General features: G+C 71.1%; 21 protein-coding genes and 1 tRNA gene. 17 read left to right on the forward strand and 5 right to left on the reverse strand.

The window, feature by feature from the left end:
- Positions 1-8 precede the first annotated feature (8 nt).
- The 8 genes from OXM58_04005 to moeB are packed head-to-tail and all read left to right on the forward strand — an operon-like array spanning position 9 to position 7769.
- A complete protein-coding gene (locus tag OXM58_04005; protein ID MDE0147513.1) occupies positions 9-794 on the forward strand; it encodes a fumarylacetoacetate hydrolase family protein in 786 nt (261 codons plus the stop codon).
- Positions 791-2335 (forward strand): hypothetical protein, encoded by a 1545-nt coding sequence (locus tag OXM58_04010; GenBank protein ID MDE0147514.1) that lies wholly within the window; start codon positions 791-793, stop codon positions 2333-2335. Before OXM58_04005 ends, OXM58_04010 begins: the two co-directional genes overlap by 4 nt.
- Positions 2336-2342: 7 nt before the next feature.
- On the forward strand, positions 2343-3488 hold the full coding sequence (locus OXM58_04015; GenBank protein MDE0147515.1) for a PLP-dependent aspartate aminotransferase family protein: 1146 nt from the start codon (positions 2343-2345) through the stop codon (positions 3486-3488).
- Between the two features lie 35 nt (positions 3489-3523).
- The gene (locus OXM58_04020) at positions 3524-3967 is read left to right on the forward strand and encodes a VOC family protein (protein MDE0147516.1); all 444 of its coding nucleotides are present in this window, start codon (positions 3524-3526) and stop codon (positions 3965-3967) included.
- A 55-nt stretch (positions 3968-4022) separates the two neighbouring features.
- A complete protein-coding gene (locus OXM58_04025; GenBank protein MDE0147517.1) occupies positions 4023-5192 on the forward strand; it encodes a carboxylate-amine ligase in 1170 nt (389 codons plus the stop codon).
- A 57-nt stretch (positions 5193-5249) separates the two neighbouring features.
- Entirely contained in the window at positions 5250-6488 is a 1239-nt protein-coding gene (gene coaBC, locus OXM58_04030) for a bifunctional phosphopantothenoylcysteine decarboxylase/phosphopantothenate--cysteine ligase CoaBC (GenBank protein ID MDE0147518.1), read from the forward strand.
- Positions 6485-6964 (forward strand): dUTP diphosphatase, encoded by a 480-nt coding sequence (gene dut / locus OXM58_04035; GenBank protein MDE0147519.1) that lies wholly within the window; start codon positions 6485-6487, stop codon positions 6962-6964. Before coaBC ends, dut begins: the two co-directional genes overlap by 4 nt.
- A 7-nt stretch (positions 6965-6971) precedes the next feature.
- Entirely contained in the window at positions 6972-7769 is a 798-nt protein-coding gene (moeB, locus tag OXM58_04040) for a molybdopterin-synthase adenylyltransferase MoeB (protein MDE0147520.1), read from the forward strand.
- Positions 7770-7784: 15 nt separating this feature from the next.
- On the opposite strand, the gene OXM58_04045 is transcribed toward moeB, so the two are convergent.
- The 3 genes from OXM58_04045 to OXM58_04055 are packed head-to-tail and all read right to left on the reverse strand — an operon-like array spanning position 7785 to position 10051.
- Complete coding sequence (locus tag OXM58_04045) at positions 7785-8783, reverse strand: NAD(P)-dependent glycerol-3-phosphate dehydrogenase (protein ID MDE0147521.1); 999 nt, start codon at positions 8781-8783, stop codon at positions 7785-7787.
- 10 nt (positions 8784-8793) lie between these two features.
- Positions 8794-9870, reverse strand: a complete 1077-nt coding sequence (gene tsaD / locus OXM58_04050; protein ID MDE0147522.1) for a tRNA (adenosine(37)-N6)-threonylcarbamoyltransferase complex transferase subunit TsaD — start codon at positions 9868-9870, stop codon at positions 8794-8796.
- A 13-nt stretch (positions 9871-9883) separates the two neighbouring features.
- Positions 9884-10051: a hypothetical protein gene (locus OXM58_04055; GenBank protein MDE0147523.1), complete on the reverse strand. Its 168-nt coding sequence runs from the start codon at positions 10049-10051 to the stop codon at positions 9884-9886.
- A gap of 175 nt (positions 10052-10226) precedes the next feature.
- On the opposite strand from OXM58_04055, the gene hemC reads away from it, so the two are divergent.
- From hemC to OXM58_04090, 7 genes are all read left to right on the forward strand, one after another.
- A complete protein-coding gene (gene hemC, locus OXM58_04060) occupies positions 10227-11168 on the forward strand; it encodes a hydroxymethylbilane synthase (GenBank protein MDE0147524.1) in 942 nt (313 codons plus the stop codon).
- Complete coding sequence (locus OXM58_04065; protein ID MDE0147525.1) at positions 11169-11897, forward strand: uroporphyrinogen-III synthase; 729 nt, start codon at positions 11169-11171, stop codon at positions 11895-11897.
- A gap of 72 nt (positions 11898-11969) precedes the next feature.
- Positions 11970-13628, forward strand: coding sequence for a mitofilin family membrane protein (locus OXM58_04070; GenBank protein MDE0147526.1), 1659 nt, complete (start codon positions 11970-11972; stop codon positions 13626-13628).
- A 16-nt stretch (positions 13629-13644) separates the two neighbouring features.
- On the forward strand, positions 13645-15063 hold the full coding sequence (locus OXM58_04075) for a heme biosynthesis protein HemY (GenBank protein MDE0147527.1): 1419 nt from the start codon (positions 13645-13647) through the stop codon (positions 15061-15063).
- A gap of 160 nt (positions 15064-15223) precedes the next feature.
- Positions 15224-15299 (forward strand) — tRNA-Thr (locus OXM58_04080).
- A 104-nt stretch (positions 15300-15403) separates the two neighbouring features.
- Positions 15404-16165 (forward strand): aspartate/glutamate racemase family protein, encoded by a 762-nt coding sequence (locus tag OXM58_04085; GenBank protein MDE0147528.1) that lies wholly within the window; start codon positions 15404-15406, stop codon positions 16163-16165.
- Positions 16162-17829, forward strand: a complete 1668-nt coding sequence (locus tag OXM58_04090; GenBank protein MDE0147529.1) for an AMP-binding protein — start codon at positions 16162-16164, stop codon at positions 17827-17829. Before OXM58_04085 ends, OXM58_04090 begins: the two co-directional genes overlap by 4 nt.
- Positions 17830-17853: 24 nt before the next feature.
- Here OXM58_04090 and OXM58_04095 read toward each other — a convergent pair whose 3' ends face one another.
- Positions 17854-18507 carry a LysE family transporter gene (locus tag OXM58_04095; protein MDE0147530.1) on the reverse strand — a complete coding sequence of 218 codons (654 nt, stop codon included), beginning with the start codon at positions 18505-18507 and terminating at the stop codon, positions 17854-17856.
- A gap of 12 nt (positions 18508-18519) precedes the next feature.
- Complete coding sequence (gene pdxY / locus OXM58_04100) at positions 18520-19374, reverse strand: pyridoxal kinase PdxY (GenBank protein MDE0147531.1); 855 nt, start codon at positions 19372-19374, stop codon at positions 18520-18522.
- Positions 19375-19603: 229 nt separating this feature from the next.
- Between pdxY and OXM58_04105 the strand changes: the two genes are divergently transcribed.
- Complete coding sequence (locus OXM58_04105) at positions 19604-20503, forward strand: CoA ester lyase (GenBank protein ID MDE0147532.1); 900 nt, start codon at positions 19604-19606, stop codon at positions 20501-20503.
- Positions 20504-20547: 44 nt separating this feature from the next.
- Positions 20548-21609 carry a quinone-dependent dihydroorotate dehydrogenase gene (locus OXM58_04110; protein ID MDE0147533.1) on the forward strand — a complete coding sequence of 354 codons (1062 nt, stop codon included), beginning with the start codon at positions 20548-20550 and terminating at the stop codon, positions 21607-21609.
- Positions 21610-21611 lie beyond the last annotated feature (2 nt).

Consider the following 21611-nt stretch of genomic DNA (forward strand, 5'->3'; position numbering starts at 1 on the left):
GCCGCGCCATGACTCCCGACGCCGCAAGACTGGCCGCCCGAACGCTGATCGACGCCCGCAACGCGGTGACGGCGCTGGAGGACCTGCCCGCAGGCTGCATTCCGGCGACCGACGACGACAGTCGCGCCATTCAGGAAGCCATGGTCGGCCTCTGCGGCTGGCCGCTCGCCGGCTACAAGATCGGCTGCACCACCGCCGCCGCCCAGGAGATGCTGAATACGGACAGGCCGTTTCCGGGCCGGGTCTTCCGCCCCTTCCTGTTCCGGTCGCCGGCGGTCGCACCGGCGGGAAACTTCATCCGGCAGGGCGTGGAAGGGGAATTCGCCTTCGAACTGGCGGCGGACATTCCGGCGCGGCCCGATCCCTGGACCCGCGCCGAAATCGCCGATCGGGTCGCCTGCCTCTTCCCGGCCATCGAGATCATCGATACCCGCTTCACCCGCTTTGCCGAGGCCGGCATTCTCAGGCTGACGGCGGACACCGGCGCTAATGGTGGGCTGGTCCTCGGCGAGGCCGTGGCCGACTGGGCGGCGGTCGATCTCGAAGAGGCCGAAATCGTCATGTCCATCGAGGGTGCTGAAACCGGCCGGGGCCGCGGCCGGGATGCCCTGGGCCACCCGCTGGAAGCACTGACTTGGCTGGCCAACGATCTTTCGCAGCGCGGCTACGGGATGCTGGCCGGACAGGTCGTGACGACCGGCACCTGCACCGGCATGCAATATGTTCCGGACGGCGGCACGGCGACGGCCGATTTCGGCAGCCTCGGCACGGTCAGCATCACCTTCTCCGCATGACCGCTCGCAAGAAACCGCCCGCTTCCGCCCCGTCCGCGCCGGTGCGCGCGGACTTGCAGGCGGTCTGGCGCGTGCGGCAGGGGGCGCTGGACCGGGCGCGGCCGGAGGCCACGGCGAAGCGACATGCGCGCGGGCAGATGACGGCGCGGGAGAGCCTCGCCGCCTTCCTCGACGCCGGCAGCTTCGTCGAATACGGCCGGGTGTCCAAGCCGGTGCGCGAGGATATGGCCGGCGCGGCCGACGGCGTCGTCATGGGTCACGGGCTGGCGGACGGCAGGCCGGTCGCCGTCATGGCCTACGACTACACCGTCCATGCCGGCACCCAAAGCTTCACCAACCACCGCAAGACCGACCGGATTTACGCGCTCGCCGAGGCCCAGCGCTGGCCGATGGTGAGCTGGCTGGAGGGCGGCGGCGCCCGGCCCCACGACATGATCGCCTCGACCCGCGGCGACACGCGGACCTTCGTCAACTTCGCCCGCCTGTCCGGCCTGGTGCCGACGATCGGCATCGTCGCCGGGCGCTGCTTCGCCGGCAACGCCAACCTCGCCGGCATGTGCGATATCCTGATCGCGACGGAACGGGCGGTGATCGGCATGGCCGGGCCGGCGCTGGTCCAGCAGGCGCTCGGCTACACGCCGACGCCGGAGGAGATCGGCCCGGTCGACGTCCACGTCCGGGCCGGCGCGGTCGATATCCTGTGCAAGGACGACGCCGAAGCCGCCGGGATGGCGCGGCGCGTGCTCGGTTATTTCCGGGGCGCGGCGGAACCGGGCCGTACGCCGGACGTGGGGAAGCTGCGCGATATCGTGCCGGAAGACCCGATGCAGGCCTACAATGTCCGCCGGGTGCTCGACCATCTGTTCGACATCGGCTCGGTCCAGGAACTGCGGCCGAAATTCGGCGGCGCGGCGCTCACCGCCTTCGCGCGGCTGGAGGGGATCCCGGTCGGCGTCATCGCCAGCCAGCCGACCTTCCTGGGCGGCGCCATCGACAGCCCGACCTCCGACAAGATCGCCCGTTTCATCCAGCTCTGCGACGCCCACGACATTCCCATCGTCATCCTGTGCGATACGCCGGGCCTGATGGTCGGCCCGGAGGTCGAGACGACCGGCCTGGTGCGCCACAGCGCGCGTATTCTGGTCGCGCTGGCCAATGCGACGGTTCCCTGCCTCACCGTCGTCATGCGCAAGGCCTACGGCCTCGGCTATTACGTCATGGGCTCGAAGGCACTGGACCCGGCCCTGCTCGTCGCCTGGCCGACCGCCGAGTTCGGCGGCATGGGGCTGGAGGGTGCGGCCCGGATCATCTGGAAGAAGGACTTCGAGGCGATCGAGGACGAAGCGGCGCGCGAAGCCGCGATCCGGGAGAAGACGGCGTGGCTGATGGAGCAGAACACGGCGCTGGAAGTCGGCGGCCGCTTCGAATACGACGATGTGATCGATCCCGCCGACACCCGCGACATACTCACGAAAACCCTGCGCGCCCTGCCCGCGCCGCCGCCCCGCGCCGGCCGCAAGCGCACCGTCGATGCCTGGTGACCGCCCCATGACCCGCACCAACCACGATATCCGCTCGCTGCTCGCCCAGGCCGGCCACTATCTCGACCCGGCGACCGGGGCCGTCGCGCCGCCGATCCACGCTTCGGTCACCTATGCCCGGGATGCCGATTACGAGCCGATGGGCGACTATTTCTACACCCGCTACGGCAATCCCAGTTTCACCCCGGTCGAGGACCTGCTGGCCAAGCTGGACGGCGGCGCCGGCGCCATGCTGTTCGCCTCCGGCCTCGCCGGCGTGGCCGCGCTGGTCGAACTGGTCGAAACCGGCCGGCATATCGCGGCGCCGGAGATCATGTATTTCGGCGCCCAGGCCTGGATGCAGCGCATCGCCCGGACCCGCGGCATCGGCCTCACCCTGTTCGACCAGGCGCAGCCCGGCGCGCTGGAAGCCGCCGTGCGGCCCGGCGAAACCGCGCTGGTCTGGATCGAGACCCCGGCCAACCCGACCTGGGACGTCATGGACATCGCCGCGGCGGCCGAGGCCTCGCACCGGGCCGGCGCGATGCTCGCCGTGGACAGCACGGTCGCGCCGGGCCTGACCCAGCGGCCGCTGGATCTCGGCGCCGACTACGTCTTCCATTCCTCGACCAAGTATCTGAACGGCCATTCCGACGCGACCGGCGGCGTGGTGGTGACGCGGGAGAAGGACGCGCGCTGGGAGGAACTGGACACGGTGCGCAAATATTCCGGCGGCGTGCCGGGGCCGTTCGAGGCCTGGCTGCTGCTGCGCGGCCTGCGCACGCTCGCCCTGCGCTGGGACAAGGCGTGCGAGAACGCGATGGCCGTCGCCCGGCATTTCCGCGGCCATCCGAAGGTCGAGCAAGTCGCCTATCCCGGGCTGGAGGACCATCCCGGCCACGCTATCGCAAAGAAGCAAATGACCGGCGGCTTCGGCGGCATGCTCTCGCTGCTGGTCGCCGGGGGTTACGACGGCGCGAACACGCTCGCCCGCTCGACCCGCCTGTTCGTCCCGGCCACTTCCCTCGGCGGGGTCGAGAGCCTGATCGAGCACCGGGCGGTCGTCGAAACGCCGGAGTCGAAGACGCCGAAGAACCTGGTGCGCCTGTCCTGCGGCATCGAGACCGCCGCCGACCTGATCGCCGATCTCGAACAGGCGCTGGAACAAATCTGACGGCCGGGCGCAGGAGCGGGGGCGAAGGGGAAGCCATGGCGCAACGACTGTCCGCTCAGCGCGTCACGCTGATTTCGCTCGGCGTCGCCGACCTCGAACGATCCGGCGCCTTCTACAAATCTCTCGGCTGGCAGCCGGCGCAGGAATTGCCGGAAGTGACGTTCTACCGCCTCAAGGGCCTGATGCTCGGCTTGATCGGCAGGGACGCGCTGGCGGCCGACCAGGGGCGGCCCGGGGCGGCGCTCGGCTCCGGCGCCATCGCGCTCGCGCAGAACTACGGCTCCCCGGCCGAGGTGGACGCGGCGTTCGCCGCAGCGGTCTCGGCCGGCGCGGCAGCCCTGAAGCAGCCGCAGAAGGCCGACTGGGGCGGCTATTCCGGCTGCTACGCCGATCCGGACGGCCATGTCTGGGAGGTCGCGCACAACCCCTTCTGGCCGCTCGACGCGGACGGGTATCTCGCCGAGTCCGACGACCGATGAACCTTTCCGCCCCGCATGGCAGCGTGCCTGCCGCATTGCGCGCACCGGCCGGATCGTGAACGGCGCCGACAACACCGACGGCCTCGCGATCACCCTCGGCGTCGAGGAAGAGTTCTTTCTTGTCGATCCGGACAGCCGCGACCTGCTGGCCGACCCGGACCCGGCCATATTCCGGACCTGCGAGGAAAACCGGGGGCCGCACAAGATCGTGCGCGAGTTGATGCGCTCCCAGATCGAAACCAATACCCGGGTGTGCCGGTCGGTGGCCGAACTGCACGACGCCCTGCGCGACACCCGGCGAATCGTCGTCGAGGCGGCCGGGCGGCATGGCGCGGCGGTGCTGGCGGCGTCCACCCACCCCTTCGCTTCCTGGCGGGCGCAGGCGCACACGCCGCAGGACCGATACGAACGATTTACCATGTCGTACCAGGACATCGTTCGCCGTTTCATGGTCGGCGGCATGCATGTTCATGCCGGCTTCGGCGACGCCGACAGCCGCATCCGGGTCATGACGGCGCTCCGGCGCTACCTCCCCTTCCTCCACGCCCTGTCCGGCTCCTCGCCGTTCAACGCCGGACGCGAGACGGGGTTCAAGTCCTGGCGGCTCACCGTGGTCGGCAGCCTGCCGCGTTCCGGCTTGCCCGGACCGCTGGCGTCGCGGGCCGAATACGACCGGCTGGTCGCCGAGTACCGGAAGATGAAATTCGTCGAAAAGGGCAGCGAATTGTGGTGGGACATCCGGCCCTCTCACGCCTATCCGACGGTGGAATTGCGGATATGCGACATCTGCACCCGCCTTGAGGATGCGGTAACGATCGCGGCGCTCTACGCCTGCCTGATACGGCGGCTGATGCGCCTCGACCGGGACGGCGCCCTGCGGCCCGAGCCGCTTACCGAGATCGTCGCCGAGAACCGCTGGATCGCCCAGCGTTACGGCGTGCTCGCCTTCCTGGGCGATCCGGCGCGCGCGGGCGGCCGGATCGATATCGACGATTACGCCGCCGAACTGATCGAGGCGATCGCCCCCGACGCCCGCGCGCTCGGGTGCGAAGCCGAGGTCGCGCGGTCTATCCGGATTATCCGCGAGGGCGCCGGCGCCGACCGGCAGATCGACCTCTACCGCCTGCGCCTTCTGGAAGGCGACGGCGAGGCCGAAGCTTTCCGCCGCGTTGTCGATCAGGCGCTCGCCGAAACGCGCGAGGGGATCGACGAAACGCTCGGCTGACCGGGCCGTATGTCCGTGCCGCTTGCTCCCCTGCACAACGCGCCATAAGTTTTTGCCATGCTGAACGGCAAGACCATCCTGCTGATCGTCACCGGCGGGATCGCGGCCTACAAGAGCCTGATCCTGATCCGCCGCCTGCGCGAGCGGGGCGCCACGGTGCGCACCATCCTGACCGCGGCCGGCGAAAAGTTCGTCACGCCGCTCAGCGTTTCGGCGCTCAGCCACGAGACGGTCTACACCGACCTGTTCTCGCTGACCGACGAGGCCGAGATGGGCCATTTGCGCCTGTCGCAGGAGGCTGACCTGATCGTCGTCGCGCCTGCGACCGCCGATATCCTGGCGAAGATGGCAAACGGCCTGGCCGACGACCTGGCGAGCACCGTGCTGCTCGCCGCCGACGCGCCGGTCCTGGTCGCGCCGGCGATGAACCACCGCATGTGGCAGCACCCGGCGACCGTGGCGAACATGGCGGCACTGGAAGCCCGCGGCGTCCTGCGCATCGGGCCGGAGGACGGGCCGCTCGCCGAGGACGAGAGCGGGCCCGGACGGATGGCGGAGCCGGAGGACATCCTTGCCGTCATCGAACACGCGCTCGGTGCCGCCGCGCACCGGCCCCTTGCCGGCCGCCGCGCCCTCGTGACCAGCGGCCCGACCTTCGAGGCCATCGACCCCGTGCGCTTCATCGGCAACCGTTCGTCGGGCAAGCAGGGCCACGCCCTCGCGGCGGCGCTTTCGGCTCTCGGAGCCGAAACGGTGCTCGTCACCGGCCCGGTCGCGATGGCCGATCCGCCGGGACTCGAGACGGTCCATGTCGAGAGCGCGCGCGAAATGCTGGCGGCCTGCGAGGCGGCGCTGCCGGCCGACATCGCGATCTGCGCCGCCGCGGTTTCGGACTGGCGCGCCGAACGGGCGGCTGACCGGAAGCTGAAAAAGGAAGGCAAGGCCCCGCCCGCGCTTTCGCTGACCGAAAACCCGGATATCCTGGCGACTTTGGCGCGGTCGGCGCGGCGGCCTGCGCTGGTCGTCGGCTTTGCGGCGGAGACTGAGAATGTCGTCGCCAATGCACAGGCCAAGCGCGCGAAGAAGGGCTGCGACTGGATCGTCGCCAACGACGTGTCGGCTGCGACCGGCACCTTCGGCGGCGATGCCAACCGGGTCCACCTGATCCGCGAGGATGGAGTCGAGGACTGGCCGCGCCTGGCGAAGGACGAGGTCGCGCGGCGCCTTGCGGAGCGGATCGCGCAGGCGCTGGAGTCCGACGACCGGGATTCCTTCCGGGCCGAAGCGGCGGAATGACCGGCGCGGCTGCGGGGTCGGTAACGGTCGCCATCCGCCGCCTGCCCCACGGCGCCGCCCTGCCCCTGCCCGGCTATGCCACGGCCGGCAGCGCCGGCGTCGACCTGATGGCGGCCATTGCAAAAACCCGAAACCTGGCGCCCGGCGCACGGGATGCGGTGCCGACGGGCATCGCCATCGCCCTGCCCACCGGCTTCGAAGCCCAGATTCGTCCCCGCTCCGGGCTCGCCCGAAGGCACGGCATCGGGATCGTCAACGCGCCGGGCACCATCGATTCGGACTATCGCGGCGAGATCGAGGTGCTGCTCGTCAATCTCGGCGACGCCGGATTCGCCGTCGAACCCGGCATGCGCATCGCCCAGTTGGTGATCGCGCCGGTGGCGCGGGCAGTCTGGCGCGAAGCCGATACGCTTGACGGAACCGGGCGCGGCGCGGGCGGTTTCGGCTCCACGGGCACCGCCGCGGAACCGGCCTGACCGCGCCATGGCCATCACCGACGCCCAGCTCGAGCGCTACGCCCGCCACATCATCCTCGACGAGGTCGGCGAGGAGGGGCAGGAGGCGCTGCTCGCCGCGCGGGTGCTCGTGGTCGGCGCCGGCGGCCTCGGCGCGCCGGTGCTCCAGTATCTCGCCGCGGCCGGCGTCGGCACCCTGGGCGTCGTCGACGATGACACCGTCGACCTGTCGAACCTGCAGCGCCAGATCGTCCATACGACCGGCCGGGTCGGACAGCCCAAGGTCGACAGCGCCGCGGCGAGCCTGGCCGCGATCAATCCCGAAGTCACCGTCGTACGGATCGGCGAGCGGCTGACCGCGGCGAACGCGAAACGGCTGGTCGCGGACCATGACATTGTGGTCGACGGCTCGGACAATTTCGCCACCCGCTACCTGCTCAACGACGCCTGCTTCTTCGCGCGCAAGCCGCTGGTCTCCGGCGCGCTGCTGCGCTTCGAGGGCCAGGTCGCGACCTTCCGGCCGTGGCGGGACGGCGACAGCAATCCCTGCTACCGCTGCCTGTTTCCCGAGCCGCCGCCGGCCGGCCTGATCCCGCGCTGCGAGGAGGTCGGCATCTTCGGCGCCGTCGCCGGGGTGATCGGCACGCTCCAGGCCGCTGAGGTGCTGAAGCTCGTCCTCGGGCTCGGCGAGCCGCTGACCGGCCGGATGCTGCTGTACGATGCGCTGGGCAGCGGCTTTCAGGAGCTGAAGGCCCGCAGCGACCCGGACTGCGCCCTGTGCGGCAACCAAGCCACGATCACGGACCTGTCGGGTCATGCGGGGTAGGGTTCGGCGTCCGCCTCATTCCTCCCGGAACCGGCGCGCCATCAGGCTGTCGACCATGGCCTGCACGGTCTCGCCGCGATGCAGGACCGCGTTGACGCCGGCGCAGATCGGCATTTCGACGTTCAGCTTTTGGGCCATTTCGATGACCGCGGCGGCGGTCCAGAAGCCTTCGGCGAGACTGTCGCGCGCTGCAAGAACGTCGTCCGGCGTCCAGCTCCGGTCCGGTTCGGCGCCGAGCGCTGCGCCGAGCGACATGTTCCGGCTCTGGAAGGAGTTGCAGGTCAGCATCATGTCGCCGATGCCCGACAGGCCGGCGAGCGTCTGCGCCCGGCCGCCCCTGGCGACGGCCAGGCGGACGGTCTCGGCGAGGCCGCGGGTGACGACGGCGGCGCGCGCATTCTCGCCCAGCCCCGCGCCGACGACGATGCCGCAGGCGATGGCGATGACGTTCTTGACCGCGCCGCCGATCTCGACCCCGACCGGATCGTCGGACAGGTAGATCCGGAAGCGCTGCGCGGCCAAGAGTCCGGCGGTCCGTTCCGCCAGCCGGCGATCCGCGCTGGCGACGGTCACAGCCGCGGGCAGGCCGGCCGCGACTTCGCCGGCAAAGGTCGGGCCGCTCAACACGGCAGTCGGATGGCCGGGCAAGGCCTCGGTCACAATTTCGGTCATGAGCCGGCCGCTCGCCCGCTCGATGCCCTTGGCGCAGATGACGAGCGGCGGGCAATCCGGCAGGGCAGCAAGCCGGGCGGCCACCGCGCCGACATGCTGGGCCGGCGCGACCAGCAGGGCAAGTTCGGCCCCGGCCGCCGCTTCCCCCAGGTCGCACGTCGGAAAGACATTATCGTCGACCGCATGGTCCGGCAGGAACGGGGCGTTGCGCCGGTCGCGCCGGATCGCCTCGACGACCTCCGGTTCGCGCGCCCACAGGCCGACCGTGCGGCCGGCGCGCGCCGCCGTCATGGCAAGCGCCGTACCCCAGGCACCGGCGCCGATCACCGCGATCCGGCTCATACCGCTCGCCTCACGCGGCGCGGCCGCCGGAAGGAGTCCGGGCCGCGTCTTCCAGGGACTCGAGCGGCCAGCGCGGCCGCGGCGCGAAATCGAGCGGTGAGGTCAGGCCGAGCGCCAGCCGCTCGGCCCCGGCCCAGGCGATCATCGCGGCGTTGTCGGTGCAATAGCGCTGCGGCGGCACGGACAGGTCCAGCCCTTCCCTTGCGCACAGATCCTCCAGCGCGCGGCGCAAACGCCGGTTCGCGGCGACTCCGCCGGCGACGACCAGACGCCGCAGGCCGGGTTCGCGCTCCCGCGCCATCGCGAGGCCGTTGCCGGCGCGCTCGGTGAGGACATCCGCGACGGCTTCCTGAAATGCTGCCGCCATGTCCGCCGCGTCGTGCGGATCCGGCGGAGTATCGAGCGCGTGCAGCCGGTGGAGCACGGCGGTCTTGAGGCCGGAGAAGGAGAAGTCGCAGCCGGGCCGGCCGCGCATCGGCCGCGGCAGGTCGAAGCGGGCCGGATCGCTCGCCCGCTCTGCGGCGGCCTCGACCGCCGGCCCGCCGGGATAGCCGAGGCCGAGCAGCCTGGCGACCTTGTCGAAGGCTTCGCCGACAGCGTCGTCGACGGTCGTCCCGAGCAGGCGATAGCGGCCGACGCCGCGCACCAGAAGGAGCTGGCAGTGACCGCCCGAAACGAGGAGCAGCAGGAAAGGGAACGCGGCCTGGCCGGTCATGCAGGCGCTCAGCGCGTGGCCTTCCAGGTGATTGACCGCGAGGAACGGCTTGCCCGCCGCCGCCGCGATCGCCTTGGCCATGGTGGCGCCGACCATGACGCCGCCGATCAGGCCGGGGCCTGCTGTCGCCGCCACGCCGTCGAGGTCGCAGAAATCCAGACCGGCCGACGCCATCGCCCGCCCGATCAGCCCGTCCAGATGATCGATATGCGCGCGCGCGGCGATCTCCGGCACAACACCCTCGTAGGGCCGGTGATCGGCGATCTGGGAGAGCAACGCCTCGGCCAGAATTTCCGGCGCGCCGTCGGATTCCCGCCGCACGACCGCCGCGGCGGTCTCGTCGCAACTGGTCTCGATGCCCAGGACCGTCAGCGGGCCGCCGGGTTCAGCGGTCATCGATTTCCTTCCGGGCCGCCATCCGCGCCGCCGGCCGCCGGTAGGCCCGGCCGCTCTCCACCCGGCCGCCGCCCAGGGCGCGGCGCAGGCGCCAGAACGGATCGCGCGACCGCACGACCTTCCTTGCCCCTTTCTTGCGCTTTCGCTTGATGGCCATCGGTGGGATTTCGGTTCGCGTTTCGATGTCTTCGGCCGGCACCCGATTCGGCCGGCACCCGGTTCGGACGGGCGGCTCCGGGCCGGCAGGTGTGAAGGCAGAAAGATAAGCGCCCCTCTGCGATGCGCCACCCCGCCGCCTTGCCGGGGCAACGCGCGCCGCTACCTCGCCGTTCATGTCCGGTTCGACGGCGCCGCCGCTGGAAGAACGATCCCTGCGCATCGGCACGCGGGGCAGCCCGCTGGCGCTCGCCCAGGCGCATCTGGTGTCCGAAGCCCTGGCCGCCGCCCATCCCTCCGCACCGCCTGCGGAAATCCTGCCCATCGTGACGACGGGCGACCGCATCGCGGACCGGCCGCTGGCGGATATCGGCGGCAAGGGCCTGTTCGCCAAGGAGATCGAGGCGGCGCTGCTGGCCGGCGCGATCGACTGCGCGGCCCATTCCGCGAAGGACCTCGAAACCCGCCTGCCCGACGGGCTGACCATCGCCGCCGCCTTGCCGCGCGAGGATCCGCGCGACGCCCTGATCTGCCCAGGCGCACGGACGCTGGCCGACGTGCCCCGGGGGGCACGCTTCGGCACGGCGTCGGCGCGGCGCCGGGCCCTGGTGCGCACGCTGCGGCCGGATCTGAACGTCGAACCGATCCGGGGCAACGTCGGCACCCGGCTCGGCAAGGTCGCGCGCGGCGAGTTCGACGCCACCCTGCTTGCGATGGCCGGCCTGATCCGGGCCGGATGCGTCGGCGACGCCGCGCCGCTTGCGGTGAACGACTTTCTCCCGTCGGCCGGCCAGGGGATCGTCGCGGTTCAGTGCCGGTCCGGCGACACCGCGGTCCGCGGCCATCTTGCCGCGATCGACCACGCGGTATCGATGGCGGCGCTGCGGGCCGAGCGGGCCGTGCTGGCGGTGCTCGACGGATCGTGCCGCACGCCGGTCGCCGCCCATGCCGAACAGGAGCGGGGCCGGATGACGGTCCGCGGCCTCGTCGCCGATCCCGATGGCGCTGGAATCTGGCGCCATTGCGAAACCGGCCCGGCCGGCGATTTTCTCGCACTGGGCCGGACGGTCGGGCAGGCGCTCAAGGCCGCGGCGCCGCCGGCGATCCTGGCGGCCTGAATGACGGCGCTGATCGTCCGCTCCGAACCGGGCGCCGGCGACTTCGTCCGGCGGCTTGCCCGGGAGGGGGTCCCGGCCGTCGCCTGTCCGGTCACGACGATGCATCCGCTCGATACCGCGTTCTCGGTTCCCGAAACGGCGCAGGGCGTGGCGTTCACCAGCGTCAACGCGGTCCGATTCTATGCCGGAAGGAGCGCGCGCACCGATCTCCCGGCCTATGCCGTCGGCGCCGCGACGGCGGCAGCCGCGAAGGCCGCCGGATTTACGGTCGTACACAGCGCCGATTCGGACGTACGCGGGCTGGGATCGCTGATCGCCGGGCGGTGCCGGCCGTCGAAGGGGGAACTGGTTTATCCGACCGGGCGCGACGTTGCGGGCGACCTGGGGCGATCCCTCGAATCGGTGGGCTTCGCGGTCTTGCAAACCGCCCTGTACGAGGCGCGGGGCGCGGAAAAACTCCCGGAACCGGCCGCAAACGCGTTGCATACGCGTACGGCAACTGCGATGGCTTTGTTTTCTGTACGCAATGGTTTAGAATTCGCCAGGTTGATCCTTGCAGCCGGCCGGGAAGATGCCGTTTCCGAACTGTCCGTCTGTTGCATCAGCGAATCGGTGGCGGCGGCGTTCGGGAACGAGCGCCGGTTGCCGGCCGCGCGGCGGACCGTCGTTGCCGCGTCGCCCGATGCCGACGCCGTGGCCACCGCGCTCGGGGCGTTGCGTCTCGCTTAGCGAAGCCAGCGCGGGCCGCGGCTGCGACGGGAAGCGAACCGGCAGGACGCAGGCCATGGCGGAACCAATACGATGAGCGATCCGGTCCCCAACGACGCCGCCCGCGTCATCGAAGCGTTCGGCGGCATCCGGCCGATGGCGAAGAAGCTCGGCGTCGCCGTGACGACCGTACAGGGGTGGAAGGAACGCAACGCCATTCCGATCCGGCGGCTGGACGAGCTCCGCGCCGCCGCGCAGCGCGAAGGAATCGACCTCGGCGCCCTGGCCGTCCCGACGAACGACGCGCCGGACGACCCGTCGGTCGGCGCGAGCGCAGCACCGTCCGGCCGGGAGGCGCCGCCCGCGGCTTATCCGGCCCGGGACAATCAGGCCCCCGATAAACCGGACCGGGATAATCAGGCCGATGCCGGCCCGGTCGAAGCCGAGCCGATGCGGGCCGAAAAGGTGGTGAATACGCCTTCGGGCGTGCGGGAATCGGCCGGCACTACAGCCGGGCCGACCGTGGATGCAGCGCCGGCACAGCCGGCAGGCCGGAACCGGGCGTTCGCTTTCGGCCTGGGATTTGCAGGAATGCTGGCGCTCGGCGCCCTGATCGGCTGGGCGGTCGCGGCCCAGTTCGGCGGAACGGGTCCGGACCGGGAGACGGCGGCAGCCTTGGAGCAACGGATTGCCGCGGCGGAGAATTCTGCCGCCGAGGCCCGCTCGGCCGCCACCGACGCCGGTTCGCAGGCCGCTGCGCTGGCGCAACGCCTCAAGGCGGCCGAGACGGCAGCCGAGGCGCTGGCCGGAAAGTTCGAGGCGCGGAACGACGGCGCGGCGCTGAAGGCGCTCGGCGATTCTGTCGCAGCGTTGAAGGCCGATCTTGAGGCGCTGCGCCGGACCGTTGCGGCGGTACAGGCGGACGAAAGGCCGGCGAAGCTTGCCGCCGACCTGGCCGGCCTCCGGGAGAGTGTCGCCGAACTCAGGAAGGCGGCGGCGGAAGCGGCCGGGCGGACGGCCGGGCGCGACGGCGAGGAAAAGGCGGTCAGAGCCGCGCTCGGCGACCTGTCGCAAGGGCTGGAGGCGCTGTCGGACCGGGTCGCAGCCCTCGACCCGAACCGGCTCGCGAATGCGGAAAAGGCGCTGTCGGGCCTCACCGCACGGCTCGCCGCTGCGGAAACCCGCATGGCCGCGCTGAAGGCCGGCGGCGGCGCGGCCGGAACCGTCGTCGCGCTCAGCCAACTGCGCGCTGCCGCGGCGTCCGGCCGTCCCTACGGCGCAGCCCTCGCGGTGGCGCGGACTCTGGCCGGCGGCAACGAGTCGGCGACCGCCATACTCAAGGCCCTGGAGCCGGCTGCGGCCGGCGGGGCACCGGTACTGCCGGTCCTGCAACGCGAGTTCGACGCGCTGTCCGCCCGCCTCGTCGCGGCAGCCGACCCGGCGCAGGGCGAAAGCTGGGCCGGCCGTGCCTGGAACAGGCTGAAATCGACGGTCGTCGTGCGCCGGACCGGCCGCCGCGTTACCGGCGACTCGATCCCGGCGCTGGTCGCACAGGCCGAAGTCAGACTGGCGGACGGCGACCTGCCCGGCGCAATCGCCCTTGTGCGCCGGGCGCCGGAAGCGGCGCAGAAAACCGCCGCCGAATGGCTGGCCGCCGCCGAGCGACGCGCCGGCGTCGACGCCGCGCTCGCCCGGCTGGACGCCCTGATGCCGGTGCTGTCCGGAACGGTTTCGGGCGCGAAGAGCGAATAGGCGGGGGCGGGCTGCGATGACCCTGTTCATCCGGGTATTCCTGGCGCTTGTCGCCCTCGCCGCCGTGGCGACGGTCGCGGCGTGGCTGGCCGAGACGCCGGGCGCGGTCACGCTGGCGTGGCGCGACTGGCGGGTCGACACGTCGGTGGCAATGCTGGCCCTCCTGGTCGTCCTGCTCTTCCTCGCGGGCGCCGGCATCTACCAGCTCTGGCGGCTGTTCCTGCGCGCACCGAAGGCCGTAATGGAAAACCGGGCGGCCCGGCGGCGCGAGAACGGCTATCTGGCGCTGACCCGGGGCATGGTCGCTGTGGCGGCGGGCGACGCGGCGGAAGCCCGGCGCCAGGCGAGGAAGGCGAGCGAAGTGCTCGGCCGCCCGCCGGGCGCGCTGCTCATCGGCGCCCAGGCGGCGCAGATGGACGGACGGCCCGACGTTGCGCGCAAATTCTACGAAGCGATGCTGGACACGCGCGAAACCGAACTGCTGGGACTCCGGGGCCTGTTGACGCTTGCGGAGCAGGCCGGCGACGACACCGCGGCATTGGAACTGGCGGAAAAGGCGCGCAGGCTCAACGCCCGGGCGCCCTGGGCGCTGACGCGATTGTTCCAGCTCCATATCAAGGGCCGGCGCTGGGAGGAGGCCGAGGCCACCCTGCGCGACGCGATGGCGGCCGAGGCGGTGTCGGCGACGGAAGGGCAGCCGCGCGACGCGGCCCTGCTGGTCCAGCTCAGCCTGATGGCGGAGCGGGCCGGCGATCGCCGTCTCGCGCTGGAGCGGGCGCGCAAGGCGCAGAAGACGGCGCCGGCGTTCCTGCCGGCCACCCTGCAACTGGTCGCCCTGCTGCACGCCGACGGCAAGAACCGCGCCGCCCGCAAGGCCGCCGAGCAGGCCTGGCAGGCCGAGCCCCATCCCGACCTCGCCCGCCTGTATCTCCAGGTCGAGGGCGGGGCCGATCCGACACGCCGGCTGAAGGCTGCCGAGGCGCTGGCGGCGCTGGCGCCGAAAGCGCGGGAAACCCAGCTGACCATGGCGCGCGCCCTGCTCGAGGCGAAACTGTGGGGCCAGGCGCGCCGCCATCTGGAAACCGCCGGCGGCGACCCCGATGCGGCGTTCTGCCGGCTGTTCGCCGAACTGGAGCAGGCGGAAAACGGCGACGCGGCCCTGGCGCGCGACTGGCTGTCCCGGGCATCCGACGCGCCGCGCGAACCGGCCTGGCTGTGCAGCAACTGTGGCGCGACGGCGCATGAATGGTCGGCGCTGTGCGGCCATTGCGGCGCCTTCGAGACCCTGCGCTGGACCACGCCGCCGCGGGTCGTGCCGCACGACGAGGCGGCGCAGGAGGGCAAGCCGGCCGAAACGGCGGTGGGCGTCGAGCCGGCGCCGGCCGGAGCAGGGCTAACCGTGGCCGGCGAACCGCTGGACGCGCAGCGCGCCTGAACGCCGGAAGGCGGAGCGGGACGGCGGGACGGTGCGGCGTCGCAGCCGGCCGTAGCCGGGGACGCTTCATTGACCGGCGCCGCCCGGACGGCTAAATGCCTGCGGTCTGCAGACCGGCGCGCAAGCCGGCGCGCACCGGGGCCGCAGACGCCGGATCGGGGCCGATGTAGCTCAGTCGGTAGAGCAACGCATTCGTAATGCGTGGGTCGGGGGTTCGAGTCCCTCCATCGGCACCAGTCTCCCGATTGTGTGACCCGCGATCGTGTCACCGGCGGCCCGGCGCGCCGGCTGCCCGATCTGCCCGGCAGGGCCGGGACGGCCGGCCGAGGACGAAACCGCCATGCGAATCTGGTATCAGAGCTTCACCCACGAGGACGAATCGAAAGCCTATCTGGACCGGCTGAAGGCCCATCTCGGGTCGGTCGCCGATCCGGACACCGAGATCGTCGTCCATACCCTGTATCCTTCGGCCACCAACGTGCATCCGATCACGGAGATGCGCCTCGGCGTGCAGGTGGTGAAGAATGCCGTGCGCGCGCAGGAAGAAGGCTATGACGCCTTCGCCGTCGGCCATTTTCAGGATTCCGGCCTGATGGAATCGAAATCGGTCGTCGATATCCCGGTGCTCGGTCTCGGCGAGACGACCATGCTCCACGCCTGCACCCTGGCCCGCAAGACCGGCCTGGTCACCATCCACCCGGTGTTCATCCCGTGGCACGAGGACCAGATCGCCGCCTACGGGCTGGGCAGCCGGATGACCGGCGTGCGCGCGATGACGACCTCGCCGCTCGATTACGTCGCCGCACTTTCCGACCGGTCGGTCTACGAAGGCATCCGCGACCAGTTCGTCGCCCAGGCGCAGCCCTTCGTCGACGAGGGCGTCGACGCCCTGATCCCGGCCGGCGGCCTGCCGATGCTGCTCCTGGCGTCCGAGCACGGCTTCAATGTCGGCGGAGCGCCGGTCCTGAACGGCATCAACATCCTGGTGAAGCAGATCGAAAGCGCGGTCAGGCTGAAGGCGATCGACGGTACGACGGTCAGCCGGCGGTCCAGCTTCGCCCGGCCGAGCGACGGCGCGATGAACGATTTTCTCGGGCAATGACCGACCCGACGGTCTACGGACTCTTCAGGGCCGCCGCCGCCGAGGCGCCGGACCGCGCGTTCCTGGTCATTCCGCCGTCCGCGTCCGGGGCCTATGCGCCCGGTGGCGTGACCCTGACCTATGCCGAGGGACTGGCACGCATCGAAGACAGGCGCGCGGCCTATGCCGCCGCGGGCTACGGCCACGGCCATCGTGTCGCGATCCTGCTGGAGAACCGGCCGGACTTCATCGTCCACTGGCTGGCGCTGAACGCGCTGGGCGTCTCGGTCGTCCCGGTCAATCCCTACTACCGCAGCGCGGAGCTGACCTACCTGCTCGACCACAGCGACTGCGTCCTGGCCGTCGGTGTGCCGGAGCGCGTCGCCGACCTCGAGACGGCCGCCGCGGCGGCCGGCCGTTGCCTCCCGGCGGTCCGCGCAGACGATCCGCCGCCGGAAGCGCCACCGCCGCCGCGCGGCGACGCGCCGACGGGGGCGAGCGAATGCGCCCTCATGTACACCTCCGGCACGACCGGCCGGCCCAAGGGCTGCATGCTTTCGAATGACTATTACGCCGGGGTCGGCCGCTGGTATGTCGACCAGGGCGGGCTGGCCGCGGTCGAATACGGCAGGGAACGGATGCTCACGCCGCTGCCGCTGTTCCACATGAATGCCATGGCCTGCTCCGTCGTCGCTATGCTGCTGGCGCGCGGCACGCTGATCCAGCTCGACCGGTTCCATCCTTCGACCTGGTGGTCGGACGTGCGCGATACCGGCGCGACCATCGTCCACTATCTCGGCGTCATGCCGGCCATCCTGCTCAACCTGCCCGAGAACCCGGCGGAGCGGGACAACCGGGTGAAGTTCGGCTTCGGCGCCAATGTCGATCCGGCCCAGCATATCCCCTTCGAGGAGCGCTTCGGCTTCCCCCTGATCGAGGGCTGGGCGATGACGGAAACCGGCGCCGGCGCGACCATCGTGGCCAACCGGCCGCCTCACGATCCGGGCAAGCGCTGTATCGGCCGGCCTGACGGCTGCGAGGCGCGCATCGTCGACGACGATGACAACGAAGTGCCCGACGGCACGCCCGGCAGCCTGATCGTCCGCAAGTCCGCGGACGATCCGCGCCGGCTGTTCTTCTCCGGCTACTACAAGGACGAGGCGACGACCGAGCGGGACTGGCGCGGCGGCTGGTTTCACACCGGCGACGTGGCGATGCGCGCGCCGGACGGCCGCTTCTATTTCGTCGACCGCGACAAGAACATCATCCGCCGGTCGGGCGAGAATATCGCGGCGCTGGAGGTCGACACGGAACTCGTCAAGCACCCGGCCGTGGCGCAGGTCGCGGTCATCGCGGCGCCGGACCCGGTGCGCGGCGAAGAGGTCATGGCCTGCGTCGTGCCCGCTGCCGGCCCTGAACGCGACGGGGAACGCGACGGGGAACGCGACGGGGAACGCGACGGGGAACGCGACGAAGCGACGGCCCGCAGCCTGGTCGAGTGGTGCCTCGCCCGGCTCGCCTACTACAAGGCGCCGGGATGGGTTCTGTTCCTGGACGAACTGCCGGTCACCGCGACCAACAAAATCAGGAAGGCCGACCTGAAGGATCTGGGCGGCGATCCGGCGAAGAACCCGGCCGCCATCGACCTGCGCAGCATGAAGAAGGCGCCGCGCCCGGCGGCGTGACGCAACGGCCGGCCGCCACCCGGGCTATACCGGCGCCAGATCGAGCAGCGATTTGCCCAGACGGGTCACGCTGACCAGCACGACGATCCCGAAACAGACGATCGCCACGCCGGAAATCCGGTTGATCGTCTGCATCCGCGCGTCGTTCAGGCCGGTCCGGAACAGGCTGGTGAGGGCTGCGAGGGTGAGCCACCACAGGGTCGACCCCGCAAAAACGCCGAGAATGAGCGTCCAGGCGCGCGGGAGATCGCCTTCCGGCACGATGGCGCCGAGGGCCGGAAACACGACGACAAGGCTGGCGATCGTCGCCGGGTTGGTGATGGTGAGCACAAAGGTGCCGACGAAATCGCCGAAGCTGCGGGTGACGGACAGGCGCGGCGTGGCGTCCGTCTTGACCGACTTGAGCGCCGTCAGCAGGCCGAGCAGGATCAGCAGGATGCCGCCGCCCAGGCGCAGGCTGGGCTCGATCTCGTGCAGGAAGGCGGCGACGAAGGTGATGCCGAAGGCGGCGATCGCCCCGAAGACGGTATCGGCCAGCGCGCCGCCCGCGCCGGCGATCAGCCCGGCCGGAATCCCTTTCGACAGGGTGCGCTGGGCGACCATGATCCCGACCGGGCCGACCGGCGCCGCAATGACGAATCCGGCGATCACGCCCTTGGCAAAAAGTATGAAATCCACAGGAGTCCGTCGTTATTCCGGTTTGTCGGCCCAGACGGGCACAGCGGCGAAACGTTCGCTCGGATCGACGATCTCCATTTGCGCCCGAACGAGCGCAAGGGAATCCCGGTTCAGCTTCTGCGTCGCCACAAATACGCCGTACATCGAGCTGACTGCCCGGTCGAGAGCGGCCCGGGCATCCTGCAGGTCGAAATAAGCGCCGAGGAACAGGGCGGCAAATGTGTCTCCCGCGCCATGGGACGGAATGTCGACCAGCGGCGTCGTTATCTTCCAAACCTGCCGGGCGGTGACCAGCAGCACGCTGATTTCGGTTTCGTGCCGCAGACCGGTAACGACAACGACCGACGGGCCGCGTTCCATGAGGGACGTTGCCGCACGCACCGCCGCTTCGTCATTTCCCGCCGCCTGGTCGGAAAGCAGGGAGAGTTCATACCGGTTCGGCAAGACGATATCCGCGCGTGCCAGGGCTTCGTCCCGGAAAAATTCGGCAATGCCGTCCGCGACATAGATGCCGCGCTCGGCATCGCCGATGACCGGATCCAGAACGTACAGCGCCTTCGGATTGGTGCGCTTGATCCTGTCGACCGCGCTGAGCAGCACCGGCCCGGTCGCCGCAGCGCCGAGGAAGCCGCTCAATATTGCGTCGCAGCGATGGAAGGCGCCGCGCCGTTCCAGCTCGTCCAGAATCTCCGCGACATCGCTGGCGTGGTAGACGCCGCCCCGGTAGCTGCCGAAACCCGGATGGTTGCTGTAGTTGACCGTGGCGACCGGCCACACCTCGTGGCCCAGCCGCTGCAGCGGAAACGTCGCCGCCGCGTTGCCGACATGGCCGTAGGCTACCGAGGACTGGATCGAAAGAACGTGCATTGCGCTCCGTGATCCGGGGCTGCGGCGAGGCCGTCCGGCCGCTCTCGCCCCACTAAAAAACGGCCGACGGTACGGCCGCGGGAAACACCAGCGGGCCGGTCGTGCGCCCGGCGTTCCGCTCCGGTCGCCGGACGAACGCGCCGTGCTGTGCGGCCTTGTGTCAACGTGCCGGGCCCGGCGGGCGGTCGCTAGATGGACACAGCTTTTCTTCGGGACCCTGCCGTCGTCAATGGATTTTACGCCCGCTCGCCGCGTTGTGAATAGGGCAAGGCCGCGCCGCTCGGCTCTCTACATGCCCGGCGCCAACGCCCGCGCTCTCGAAAAGGCGCAGAACCTTCCCGCCGACGTCCTGATTCTCGATCTGGAAGACGCCGTTGCGCCCGACGCCAAGGAGACGGCGCGCGCGCAGGTCTGCGCCGCCGTTTCCACCCGCCGGTACGGCGCGCGCGAAGTCGTCGTCCGGATCAACGGCCTCGATACCGGCTGGGGCCATGCCGACCTGCCGCCAGTCGCCGGCTGCGGCGCCGACGCCATCCTGCTGCCCAAGGTGGAAAGCGCCGAGCAGGTTCGGCATCTGGAGGCGCTGATGGCGGACTGCGGCGCGCCGGACGATATGGCGGTCATGTGCATGATCGAAACGCCGATGGGCGTGCTCCACGCCGAAGAGATCGCCGCGTCCGGCCCGCGCCTGAGCTGCCTGGTGATGGGCACGTCCGATCTGGCGAAGGACCTGCAGGCCCGGCATGTGCCGGGGCGCGAGCCGCTGCTGCCGAGCCTCGGCCTGGCGCTGCTCGCCGCGCGCGCCCACCGCCTGGCGATCCTCGACGGCGTATCGCTCGACCTGGGCGACGACGCGGCCCACGAAGCGGCCTGCCGGCAAGGCCGCGACCTGGGCTTCGACGGCAAGACGCTGATCCACCCGAAACAGATCGCCGCCGCGAACCGGGCCTTCGCGCCCGGCGACGCCGAGATCGCATGGTCGCGCCGGATCATCGCCGCCCATGGCGAAGCGGAAGCGGCCGGCGCCGGCGTCGTGCTGGTCGACGGCAAACTCATCGAGGCCCTCCATGTCGAAGAGGCGCACCGGACGGTCGCGCTCGCCGAAGCGATCGAACGCCTGGCGGCCTGACGGCCCGAACGGTCCCGAAAGCTCCGGCCGCGAAAGGCGCCGCCATGACGCTGGCTGAACCGGCCGTCCGCCTGCTGCGCCTGCTGCCGCCGGAAGCGGCTCACCGCTGGACGGTCCGCCTGCTGCGCGGCGCCGACGCGCTGCGGCTGCCCCTGGAAGGCGGCCCGCACCGCAGCGCGCCGCAGCGCGCGTTCGGCCTGGATTTTCCCAACCCGGTCGGCCTCGCCGCCGGCTTCGACAAGGACGCCGAGGCGGTGCGCGCAGCCTTTGCGCTCGGCTTCGGTTTCGTCGAGGTCGGCTCGGTGACGCCGCAACCCCAGCCCGGCAACCCGCGGCCGCGGGTGTTCCGCCTGCCGGAAGACAGCGCGGTCATCAACCGCTACGGCTTCAACAGCAAGGGGCTGGACCGCGCCGAGCGGCGGCTCGCCGGCCTGCGGCGGCGGCCGCTGCCGGGGCCGCTGGGCGTCAATTTGGGCGCGAACAGGGGGAGCGACGATCCGGCGGCCGACTATGCAACCGGCGCGCGCCGGCTGGCGCCCTACGCCGATTATCTCGTCGTCAACGTCTCCTCGCCCAACACGCCGGGCCTGCGTGCGCTCCAGGATGCGGCGGCGCTGCGCGGCCTGCTGGAGCCGATGCGGGCCGCCCTTGAGAATTCGGGGCCGGCACGGCGGCCGTTGCTGCTGAAGGTGGCGCCGGACCTGGAGCCGGCGGACATCGACGATATCGCCGGGATTGCGCAGACGCCGTTGCTCGACGGGCTGATCGTCAGCAACACGACCGTGGCCCGTCCGCCCGGTCTGCGCTCGCCCCTGGCGGGCGAGGCCGGCGGCCTGTCCGGCCGGCCGCTCATGGCGCTTTCGACCGCCGTGCTCGAGGCCTTCCGCGAGCGGGTCGGCCCGGACCTGCCGATCATCGGCGTCGGCGGCATCGCGAGCAGCGCGGACGCCGCCGCCAAGCGGGCCGCCGGCGCTACGCTGATCCAGCTCTATACCGGCTTGGTCTACGAAGGCCCCGCCCTGATCCGCGCCGCCGCCGAAGGGTTCCGCGACGCGGCGCCGCGAAACGGCGTGCCAAGCCCACCGCGGGAGCAGCCGGAACCGTAACG

It is taken from the genome of Rhodospirillaceae bacterium (genome assembly GCA_028819475.1).
In the GTDB taxonomy this organism is placed as follows: domain Bacteria; phylum Pseudomonadota; class Alphaproteobacteria; order Bin65; family Bin65; genus Bin65.

What these genes read in the sequence shown, in the direction of transcription:
- moeB (MDE0147520.1), top strand. Translation starts at nt 6,972, where the DNA reads ATGGCCATCACCGACGCCCAGCTCGAGCGCTACGCCCGCCACATCATC.
- OXM58_04005 (MDE0147513.1), top strand. Translation starts at nt 9, where the DNA reads ATGACTCCCGACGCCGCAAGACTGGCCGCCCGAACGCTGATCGACGCC.
- OXM58_04090 (MDE0147529.1), top strand. Translation starts at nt 16,162, where the DNA reads ATGACCGACCCGACGGTCTACGGACTCTTCAGGGCCGCCGCCGCCGAG.
- OXM58_04020 (MDE0147516.1), top strand. Translation starts at nt 3,524, where the DNA reads ATGGCGCAACGACTGTCCGCTCAGCGCGTCACGCTGATTTCGCTCGGC.
- OXM58_04070 (MDE0147526.1), top strand. Translation starts at nt 11,970, where the DNA reads ATGAGCGATCCGGTCCCCAACGACGCCGCCCGCGTCATCGAAGCGTTC.
- OXM58_04055 (MDE0147523.1), bottom strand. Translation starts at nt 10,051, where the DNA reads ATGGCCATCAAGCGAAAGCGCAAGAAAGGGGCAAGGAAGGTCGTGCGG.
- OXM58_04065 (MDE0147525.1), top strand. Translation starts at nt 11,169, where the DNA reads ATGACGGCGCTGATCGTCCGCTCCGAACCGGGCGCCGGCGACTTCGTC.
- OXM58_04015 (MDE0147515.1), top strand. Translation starts at nt 2,343, where the DNA reads ATGACCCGCACCAACCACGATATCCGCTCGCTGCTCGCCCAGGCCGGC.
- coaBC (MDE0147518.1), top strand. Translation starts at nt 5,250, where the DNA reads ATGCTGAACGGCAAGACCATCCTGCTGATCGTCACCGGCGGGATCGCG.
- OXM58_04045 (MDE0147521.1), bottom strand. Translation starts at nt 8,783, where the DNA reads ATGAGCCGGATCGCGGTGATCGGCGCCGGTGCCTGGGGTACGGCGCTT.
- pdxY (MDE0147531.1), bottom strand. Translation starts at nt 19,374, where the DNA reads ATGCACGTTCTTTCGATCCAGTCCTCGGTAGCCTACGGCCATGTCGGC.
- dut (MDE0147519.1), top strand. Translation starts at nt 6,485, where the DNA reads ATGACCGGCGCGGCTGCGGGGTCGGTAACGGTCGCCATCCGCCGCCTG.
- OXM58_04105 (MDE0147532.1), top strand. Translation starts at nt 19,604, where the DNA reads ATGGATTTTACGCCCGCTCGCCGCGTTGTGAATAGGGCAAGGCCGCGC.
- OXM58_04110 (MDE0147533.1), top strand. Translation starts at nt 20,548, where the DNA reads ATGACGCTGGCTGAACCGGCCGTCCGCCTGCTGCGCCTGCTGCCGCCG.
- OXM58_04075 (MDE0147527.1), top strand. Translation starts at nt 13,645, where the DNA reads ATGACCCTGTTCATCCGGGTATTCCTGGCGCTTGTCGCCCTCGCCGCC.
- OXM58_04085 (MDE0147528.1), top strand. Translation starts at nt 15,404, where the DNA reads ATGCGAATCTGGTATCAGAGCTTCACCCACGAGGACGAATCGAAAGCC.
- OXM58_04010 (MDE0147514.1), top strand. Translation starts at nt 791, where the DNA reads ATGACCGCTCGCAAGAAACCGCCCGCTTCCGCCCCGTCCGCGCCGGTG.
- hemC (MDE0147524.1), top strand. Translation starts at nt 10,227, where the DNA reads ATGTCCGGTTCGACGGCGCCGCCGCTGGAAGAACGATCCCTGCGCATC.